9 protein-coding genes are annotated in these 9273 nt (G+C 43.1%); 1 reads left to right on the forward strand and 8 read right to left on the reverse strand.

Annotated features, from left to right (window positions below):
• Positions 1-153: 153 nt before the first annotated feature.
• The 6 genes from F6K46_RS20770 to F6K46_RS20795 all read right to left on the reverse strand — a co-directional run bounded on the left by F6K46_RS20770 (position 154) and on the right by F6K46_RS20795 (position 4196).
• Entirely contained in the window at positions 154-1161 is a 1008-nt protein-coding gene (locus F6K46_RS20770) for an iron-containing redox enzyme family protein (protein WP_293062429.1), read from the reverse strand.
• A gap of 47 nt (positions 1162-1208) precedes the next feature.
• Entirely contained in the window at positions 1209-1346 is a 138-nt protein-coding gene (locus F6K46_RS20775) for a hypothetical protein (RefSeq protein ID WP_293062427.1), read from the reverse strand.
• A gap of 59 nt (positions 1347-1405) precedes the next feature.
• Positions 1406-2554: a hypothetical protein gene (locus tag F6K46_RS20780; protein WP_293062425.1), complete on the reverse strand. Its 1149-nt coding sequence runs from the start codon at positions 2552-2554 to the stop codon at positions 1406-1408.
• A 236-nt stretch (positions 2555-2790) separates the two neighbouring features.
• The gene (locus tag F6K46_RS20785) at positions 2791-3069 is read right to left on the reverse strand and encodes a hypothetical protein (protein WP_075897331.1); all 279 of its coding nucleotides are present in this window, start codon (positions 3067-3069) and stop codon (positions 2791-2793) included.
• Between the two features lie 568 nt (positions 3070-3637).
• Positions 3638-3904, reverse strand: coding sequence for a hypothetical protein (locus F6K46_RS20790; protein ID WP_293062423.1), 267 nt, complete (start codon positions 3902-3904; stop codon positions 3638-3640).
• Positions 3905-3920: 16 nt separating this feature from the next.
• Entirely contained in the window at positions 3921-4196 is a 276-nt protein-coding gene (locus tag F6K46_RS20795) for a hypothetical protein (protein WP_293062421.1), read from the reverse strand.
• 87 nt (positions 4197-4283) lie between these two features.
• Between F6K46_RS20795 and F6K46_RS20800 the strand changes: the two genes are divergently transcribed.
• Entirely contained in the window at positions 4284-4460 is a 177-nt protein-coding gene (locus F6K46_RS20800; RefSeq protein WP_293062419.1) for a hypothetical protein, read from the forward strand.
• On the opposite strand, the gene F6K46_RS20805 is transcribed toward F6K46_RS20800, so the two are convergent.
• On the reverse strand, positions 4406-7627 hold the full coding sequence (locus F6K46_RS20805; protein WP_293062417.1) for a HEAT repeat domain-containing protein: 3222 nt from the start codon (positions 7625-7627) through the stop codon (positions 4406-4408). The two genes, F6K46_RS20800 and F6K46_RS20805, sit on opposite strands and share 55 nt — an antisense overlap.
• 991 nt (positions 7628-8618) lie before the next feature.
• Positions 8619-9002, reverse strand: coding sequence for an endonuclease domain-containing protein (locus F6K46_RS20810; RefSeq protein WP_293062415.1), 384 nt, complete (start codon positions 9000-9002; stop codon positions 8619-8621).
• Positions 9003-9273 lie beyond the last annotated feature (271 nt).

The raw sequence follows: 9273 nt of genomic DNA on the forward strand, positions 1-9273 counted from the left end.
TTTGAGTATGGCTCCCCCTTTTTTAAGGGGGGCTGGGGGGGATCATAATCTTGCGGAAAACTTTGAAAACACGCCCTAAAGGCTGAGGGCTGACGGCTGACCGCTAACCGCTGAGAGCTGAGGGCTGAGGGCTGACCGCTGAGAGCTGACCGCTTAACCCCCTATGCTATCAAAACAGCGAGGAATTCGGTTCTGTGGATTGCCATAATAATCCAAAATTTCGTGAGTCCGTAGCACCATAGATTCCATCAGGGCAGTCATGTTCTTTTTCACCACTAATTGGTCTTCTGGTGAAACATAAGCTATGTCTGCTAACAAAACCTCGGTAATATCCTCATGGGCTCCATCGTCATTAATTTTGGCATGGAGCAAGATTGGTTGATAAAAGTCCGAAGGCAAATCTAAATCTTGACACCGCTGTTTGAATAACTGGTGGAACTCCTCACTGTGTTCTTCAAACATTAATAATGCTGCCTTGAAGCTAAGGGGATGCTGCTTCGCAAAAACTGCCAGACTTGAACAAATCGCAAACGTCATTGGTAAGGGCAGCATCCGTTGCAATTGCTGACCAGAAATTCCCACACTCTTCAAGGATTTCTCGATCAGACGGTCATGGTGCAACTCAGACCCAAAGAATTCCCGGAGGAGTTGGCGAATCTTAGGTGATTCATAATTGGCTAAAGACGGAGCTAGCAAACTCGGACACAGATGAGTAACGTGATAGGATTCCAAACTATAGCCAATCAACTGCTCTCTAGTAATCGTCTTATCTACCATCTTTACGCTGTAGGGAGACTCAGGAAAACGCATTTTCAGACGGTTTAGGAATCGGTATAACTCCCGATAGAATTGATGTCCAGTAACACCACCAGATGTCACTGATTTCTCCCGGTCTATTAGCATACCACGGCGGTCTAATTCTATTAGCAAGTCAGGAATTTGTTCTCGAATTCCTGGACACTCCTGACCCAATTCCTCTGGTGACATCCCCCCAAACTGCAACAGCTGGAACAGTTTATAAGTCTCCTCTTGCTTTTCAGGTTCTACTGTAATCGAACAGCCTTGGTTTTGATAACGAATTTCTACCCTGGTATCACTGAATTTTAAACATACTTGATTTTTAAATAGCGGCTGTTTCAATAAACTCTTAGTTAACGTCATAACTTCATTCCTAACTTAATTTAAATTGGGTGATAATGTCCTAGGTTTTAAAGAGTAGGGAGTAGGGAGTAGGGAGTAGGGAGTAGGAAAGGTGGAGAGGTGGGGAGTAGCGATCGCAAAAATTCCCACACTTCCCCCTCTCCCCACACTTCCCACACTTCCCCCTCTCCCCACCCTCCCCACACCTCCCGACTCCGGACTCCGGACTCCCGATTCCCGATTCCCGATTCCCTACTCCCTATTTCTAGAGAGCCGAAACTCGTCTGAGCAAATCACTAGTGCATGAATAGTAATTCCAAATCGCCCTGTAAAAATTGTTATACATTTCAATAAACAGGTAAATTTGATCGCCTAACCGTTGCCGAGTTTGTTGATCAACGTGGCCAATGTCTTGAAAGATGCGATGAATTAAGTTTTCTGATTCTCCAGTTATATTTCTGTTTACCAATTCTCGAATTGGGTCGATAAACCCAGACTCAACGTTAACCCGTTCACACGCAGCAAGGTAGGATGATAAATGATGGTATGCTTGACGTTTTAACACCCCTAAGGTACTCAATAAAACCAGTGGCTCGGAGTTTGCCCAATAGGCCAAAGCATTCCCAATTGCCACAGTTTCCGGTAGTGCGATCGCATCCTTTAAATCCTGATCGTTAATACCAATCCCATTCAACGCCTTCAACCAAAGCTGATCTTCCCCATATTCTTGACCATAGAGTTGGTTAATTAATTGTTGAACCTTGGTATAATTTTGGGTTCCCAGCACTGGAAAGTCCCAATTCCACCGATGGCAAGACAAATGGTAATGCTCTATCGCGAAGCCATACAAAACAGTGAGCGGTAGCTCAGATTCGTAGGGTGCGTTAGGGACCGACTCCGCCTGATTTTCACGGTCGCCAGTGTTAGGTTGCTGCCCGATTGTAACGGGCAAGATGCCCGTTCCACCCACCGGGTCAAACTTGATTGGTTTCCAAAACAGGTTTCCTTCAACAGTAGTTTGGAGTAAGTCATTGGTAAAATCCTCCAACTCCAGCAGAGTATCGATACCAGAATGAACTTTAAACGGAGTAGCATCATCCAGTAAAGCCTGCTCTTCCAAGCCTTGCAAAATTGATTTAATTACCTCCGGGTTATCAGGAGCAAAAAGCTCTTGAAGCTCCTCAATACTCCTAGTACCATCCATCATTACAAACAGTGTTTGTAACGTTTCGGCTGACAAACCGCTAGTCTCGAAACCAAAATATTGACCATCGCGATAAAAAACAATCTGATCGGGATATATATTAATGTTACAGGCTAATTTAGGGTACTTTATTGTCAGACTTTGCTTAGATTTACCATCAACTAATGGCTGGGTTTGGTCTAGATTTGAATTTGAAGTTACGCTTTCCACGGTTTTTTTACTATAGATGTTTTAAATTCGATGAGGGATAAATTCCTCGGTTTTATAGAGTAGGGAATCGGGAATCGGGAATCGGGAATCGGGAATATAGTTTATGGATAAATTTTATTGATCCACAAACCCTTAGCTTTTTACTCAGAGGCTGTTTTAAAAATATTGGATATTACTCCACAATCCTCTAATCACAAAAGCTAAGGTATCTCCTCAATCGAGATTAGAAAACTAGATTAGAGGATTGCATAGCAATAGGGGCGTACAGGGCCACATTTTGGTGGCAAGGGATAATAACAGGGGTAGGGACGAGGTAGGGGAACAGGCTTGGCAATAATAGGAGGCTTGGGCTGAGGCATGGGGCTTGGATGGGGATCAATCCTTAGATCTTCGATTTCTTTGATGTCTATCATGTCCCTGATGTCCACCGGATGTGCGATCATCCGACCACCTTCGAGTGAAGACAACTCCTCAGTGTTTATTTCCTGAAGATTTTCCAAGTTCTCAATTTTCATTGATTTTTTCTCCTTCTTGAGATAGTTGATGAATAGATGAGATTTCAATATTTCTCATCTTGGTATGCTATAATTAGTTTATGCAATTGGCTTAGAGTGTTGTCGCCAACTTGGCTTTTTAGTAACAAACAAAAAAAATTCGCTCCCTGCTAAGGCCAAGTAATGGAAATCGGGAGCATGTCAACTTTGTAATTAGGTACATAGATCCCCCCTAACCCCCCTTAAAAAAGGGGGGAACTAGATTGAAAAGTCCCCCTTATTAAGGGGGATTTAGGGGGATCTGAATCAGGGATTAACAAAATTGACATGCACCCTGGAAATCCTTAGCAAGGGAAGCGAATTAGTTACTATCTGAAAATCCCTGTATTGGGCGAAAAGCACCGAAAAATAACTGATGATTGCCAACTTTAAGGTTAAGGTCACTATGCTCCAAAACTATACTTATAAACTATACTTAGATAGTCATGGTCATAGTGTCAGTATTCAGCTATCAGCCTATAAAATAAGCTGACGGCTGACCGCTGACGGCTGAAGGCTTACAACTGACCTTTTACCCCAAAATCTAAAATTAGAGAATAACAGGACAAATCCTTAACGGAATTGCTTTGATATCTTTATAAGGTAAAGGTCTGGGATAGGGATAACAGGGTGGAGGTGGTGGTGGTGGACAATAAGGATAAATGGGACGTTTTAACTCTGTGGGAGCAATACTAATATCGGCCACATCTATTTTATCTGCGATCGGTTTATGTGCGATCGCTATCATGCCACCTTCCACAGAAGATAATTTATCTATAGTTATCTCCTGTAGATTTTCTAGGTCTCCAATTTGCATGGAAAATTCTCCTTCTTCAGCTCAACAGTTGTTGATGTTGATGTTGATGTTGATGTTGATGTTGATGTTGATGTCTGGGTGAAACATTTAATTGCTTCATTTGATTATTATTGTCCGATGTTATCTTCTCTATGTCTTGCCAATTTGGCTCGAATAGGTTAATCATTTTGGGGAGTAGGGAGTAGGGAGTAGGGAGTAGGGAGTCGGGAGTCGGGAGTCGGGAATAGGAGTTGCTATACCCTAGGTGGTTTGTGTTGGGTCTAGCTGACGCGATCGCATACACCCCCATCACACCCCTTTGAGACGATCCGACTGGTGACTGCTGCTGGCGAAAGCACTATCACATAAGGGTTTCAGCCCTGCAACAAAAACTATCCTCTTGATCCATTACACTCCCGACTCCCGACTCCCGATTCCCGATTCCCGATTCCCGATTCCCGATTCCCTACTCCCGATTCCCGATTCCCTACTCCCGATTCCCGATTCCCGATTCCCGATTCCCTACTCCCGTCCTACCACCAAATCCCACAAGGCATCAATACCACTGCCCACATAGTCTGAATCCTGGTGTTGTTCAATCCATTCAATTACAGTAGGGAGAATATGATTAGATGTTTTGCCCAATTGGCCCAAGGCATAGGCTGCCCTCCCACGCACATAAGACTGATCATCCATTAGCCCTGCTAGTAGGGTACTGACTACCGTTTCTGAGCTGTTGCCCAAATTCCCCAAGGCTTCCGCTGCCCTCACACGCACAACAGAATTATCATCCATTAGCCGTGGTAGGAGGGCGTTGACTACCGTTTCGGAGCTGTTGCCCAATTTGCCCAAGGCGTCCGCTGCACTCCAACGCGCAAAAGAATCATCATCCATTAGCCTTGCTATGAGGACACTGACTACAGTTTCGGAGCTGTTGCCCAATTCGCCCAAGGCATAGGCTGCCCACCCACGCACAGAAGACGACTTATCATCCATTAGCCGTGCTAGGAGGGCGTTTATTACAGTTTCTGAGCTATTGCCCAATTTGCCCAAGGCTTCCGCTGTACTCCCACGCACAACAGAATTATCATCCATTAGCCGTGCTAGGAGGGCGTTTATTACAGTTTCTGAGATGTTGCCCAAATTGACCAAGGCATAGGCTGCAATTGCACGCACACCATAATTATCATCCTGAACTAGTTCTAGGATGGCGTTTATTACAGTTTCTGAGCTATGGCCCAATTCGCCCAAGGCATAGGCTGCCTCTCGACGTACATCAGAATGATTATCGATTAGCCTTGCTAGGAGGGCGTTTATTACAGTTTCTGAGCTGTTGCCCAATTTACCTAAGGCTTTCGCTGCCCTATCACGTACATTAAAATCGGGATCCTGAAGCCCTGCAATGACGGCGTTGACTACAGTTTCTGAGCTGTTACCCAAATTACCCAAGTGTTCTGCGTCCCTCCAACGCACACTAACATTCTGATCCTGAAGCCCTGCTAACAATTTTGTAATTACCTGCTTCTCTTCCCCTAACTCGTGTCGATACTTCAGCAATCGTTCCTCATAAATCTGATGCGATCGCTTCTTCAACAATTCCAATACCTGTGACTCAAAATCCGTTTCATACAAACTACAAATTATCTGAAAAACCTGCTCGCGAATCTTCTCACCAACCCGATCATCACTACTCACCTCCAACTCAACTAACCGCTTCAAAATCTTTTCCACTAAGCCACTGTCAGTACTCCGTAAATTCTTCGGGTCTTCCGCCAAACAATTACCAGCAAACAACAAATCCCGATGTAACCACTGCTCATAGTTACTCTGATTAGTCAAAACCGCCCGAATTACCTTCGCCGCATTTTTTGGTTTTTGTTGCTCGATCAGCAATAGTAACACTTCGCGCCAGTGGGAGTCATGTAAATGCTCCCGAATATGATTTAAAACAATCCCAAAATCATACTCATTCTCTGCTTGATAGTTAATCTCCTGAGCACACAAATATTCCTGAAACGTCTTATGGACAAAACCATAACAATCTTGCCCCTGTTCATTCAATAAACCGGTGCGCTTGCGGATTAACTCTACAAACCGTTTCGCCTCTTGCTTGGCTTTATACAAATCCACCTGCTTCAAGGTTTTAATCTGCTCAGCCAATTGCTTAATCAAATCATCTTGATCAATAAGTGTACCACTATCCTTATCTTCAGCATTTCCCTGAGTATGAATCCAATACGCCAACCATTCCATCAATCGGCGCAAATCATCCAAGCTCAAATAGGTCAACCACTTATCACTACTTAATTCCTTATTAGCATCCCAAGAGGTTAACAAGGTTTCCACTGCTTTGTCATAAAGCTTATACCGTTCTTTGGGCAATACCGCTTGATACCGATGAATTAATGCAATTATTGTCAACAATAACGGATTCCGTGCCAATAGCTTAATCCGGTCATTATCATCCAGCGCCTTCCGTAAACTCTCCTTGCGCCTTTCAGCTTCTGCTTGGTCTTGAAAGCGACTGTTATACCAGTTATCAATAAAAGCGGAAATCTTGCTATCATCAAAGGGTTCAATTTGATAGTGGGGAAATTCCTCAGTGCGGAAAAAGTCCCGGCGATAACCAGCCGGTCTAGAGGTAATAATAGCGCGATTTCTATCAAATTGTCCTAAAAAATTCTCGATGCGCCTAACCACATCATTACGTTTAGCCTCTTCTGCTACTTCATCCAAACCATCCAGCAATATCAACGCCCTACCATCAGACAACCAATGCTCAAAAAATCCCACTGGTAACCGTTGCACTGACATCGTGTTTTCCGCAAACCCACGAGCATAGTCGATTAAATTTTTATCGAGATTTATCCCAAAATCTCGCATCCTAATTAAAATCGGTAGCCAATCCGTATCACCATCTAATCCCAAAACCTCAGCCTTGCTCTCAGCCAACATTACCGCAAAATAACTCATCAACGTGGTTTTCCCCGAGCCTGGCGCACCCAATATCACTACTCGTCTCGACTGACTTTGGCTCAATAGCTGCTGAGCCAAGAATTTCCTACCAGTCGTCTTTTCCAACAGTCCCGTTTCCAGTTTTTCCTGACTTTCTCCTGCTAACAACTCCCGCTCCCAAGCGCCAGCAGTTGATACCTCTTCCACCACATCGGGCATCACAAAAATTTGCGCTAACTTCTCCGATTTCTCTACTTCTTGCCCAGGCACAGCAATGCCAGCAAATTTAACATCATCAAACCAGTTAGCTAACTGCTCACAATAATCCTGTTTAGCTACCTGAAATTTTAGATAAGTAACCGTATGCTCAAAATAAGCATTAACAAACGTCTCTATCCAAGGCGTGAGACTATCTTGATTTAGTTTAATATTAGTCGTTTCTGCTTCTTGTAGAAATACTCTGATTAAAATCTCCCGATCAGGCTGCCCTTGATTAATTAACGGTTTCTGTAATTCTGCTAAAACTGCTGCATTAGTAAAATAGCCCCCCAAAAAATTTTTAACTCCATTCAATCCATCCGGTGGAGCGTGAAAAAATAACAGTTGCCTCGGTTCCAGTTGTTTTTCCCATTCCTTAACTGCGTCTTCGCCAGCTTTGATGGCCTTCTCTACATCACTTTTAGTCAGAGCTTGAGTTAAGCTATCCCATCCTTTTCCCGAAACAATCTCTAACAACGATTCCCCTATTTTCGGGATTGCCCAATTGGCTAACAGTGACAAGGGTTCCATAATTTATAGGTAATTATGTTCGATGCTATTAATTATAGCAATTTAGGGAGCAGGGAGCAGGGTTTTTTGCGTGGGTTTGGATCCCCCTAAATCCCCCTTAATAAGGGGGACTTTGAGGTTTAAAACCGTACCTCATAACTGCGATAAACGCTATAGTTTAATGATAGCAATTTAGGGAGCAGGGAGCAGGGTTTTTTGCGTGGGTTTGGATCCCCCTAAATCCCCCTTAATAAGGGGGACTTTGAGGTTTAAAACCGTACCTCATAACTGCGATAAACGCTATAGTTTAATGATAAGCACCTACACAGAATTAATTACCTACTCCCAATCTCTGTAACCCTTATCCTCCAAGACTTTAAGTTTTGGATAATGTGCAATTAATTTTGTGTACCTGCTTAGCAATTTAGAGACCAGGGTTTTTTGCGTGGGTTTGGATCCCCCTAAATCCCCCTTAATAAGGGGGACTTTTGAGATAGATTTCCAGGCTCCTCCCTTTGATAAGACAAGTAAATAGGATAGAAAGCCAAATGCTCGGTACGAGCCGCTAAGCAAACCCACTCCTCCAAGCTAAGACCATTACCCTAATTCCTAATACCTAAAAAAAATCTATATAGAATTTCTAGGATTTATGAGGTACGCTTTTAAACCTCAAAGCTCACGGGGTGACAACAAAGCTCAAACCTAGATAGGTATTGGGTTTTAGGTTTTAGGTGTTGGGTAAAATGAGCGCATCGGAGTCATTTGTATTTCCCAGCAATTGAACCAATTTTCACCATACAACGTCAATGATAGTTTGAATCAATCCATCCCGCAAGGGCAATTTTCACGCTTCACCTAACCCCATTAACCTAACCCCTATAAGATTTTCAATTAGCTTGTCACCCCCTGAGACCTCAAAGTCCCCCTTATTAAGGGGGATTTAGGGGGATCCCTACCTCATGGCATAGAAAATTGCTATAAAATCGTTAACTTATTGAATTTTGAAACAGTTCTAAGTTGTGTTAGGGGGAAGCTCACTGCTGATCCGAACGCACACTGCTTCAAAATTATGCAATACTTCATCATTGGTAAATCGAATTACTTTTAATCCATAACCTTCAAGAATGTGGCTTCTTTCTTTATCATAAGCTTGGCCAGCTTCTGTATAATGAGACTCTCCATCAACTTCAATCACTAATTTTAAAGCAGCGCAATAAAAGTCAACAATAAAATTCCCTATCGGTCTTTGTCGCAAGACTCTAAACTGAAAATTTTTTAAATAGTCAGACCACAGCTTTTTCTCGGCTGGTGTCATAGTTTTTCTTAATTCTTTAGCTCTGCTTACTAAATTGGAGTTATAAGGCAGATGAAATTGTTTTTGTTGGCGATCGCACATTTTACAAGAATTGAGCTTGTGGTTTTTGCCGTGGGTTTTGATCCCCCATTATCCCCCTTAATAAGGGGGACTTTTTAGATAGATTGGCGGACTTATTACAATAATCAGCCTTTCTATATAGGTTTCCGAGCTCCCCCCTTTGATAAGCTATCCATTAGGCAAAAGTAGTCGAAACAGTGATAGAGACTAGGATTTAGGCAAGGATTGGGAGAGGAGTGGTGAGAGCCATTATTAAACTAACAGGGATTTCCCAAGACTGCGGTCGCAAAAT

Source organism: Moorena sp. SIO3E8 (genome assembly GCF_010692445.1).
In the GTDB taxonomy this organism is placed as follows: Bacteria; Cyanobacteriota; Cyanobacteriia; order Cyanobacteriales; family Coleofasciculaceae; genus Moorena; species Moorena bouillonii.

Coding starts and splice junctions, on each gene's coding strand:
- F6K46_RS20790 (WP_293062423.1), bottom strand. CDS start 3,904: ATGCAAATTGGAGACCTAGAAAATCTACAGGAGATAACTATAGATAAA.
- F6K46_RS20785 (WP_075897331.1), bottom strand. CDS start 3,069: ATGAAAATTGAGAACTTGGAAAATCTTCAGGAAATAAACACTGAGGAG.
- F6K46_RS20770 (WP_293062429.1), bottom strand. CDS start 1,161: ATGACGTTAACTAAGAGTTTATTGAAACAGCCGCTATTTAAAAATCAA.
- F6K46_RS20805 (WP_293062417.1), bottom strand. CDS start 7,627: ATGGAACCCTTGTCACTGTTAGCCAATTGGGCAATCCCGAAAATAGGG.
- F6K46_RS20810 (WP_293062415.1), bottom strand. CDS start 9,002: ATGTGCGATCGCCAACAAAAACAATTTCATCTGCCTTATAACTCCAAT.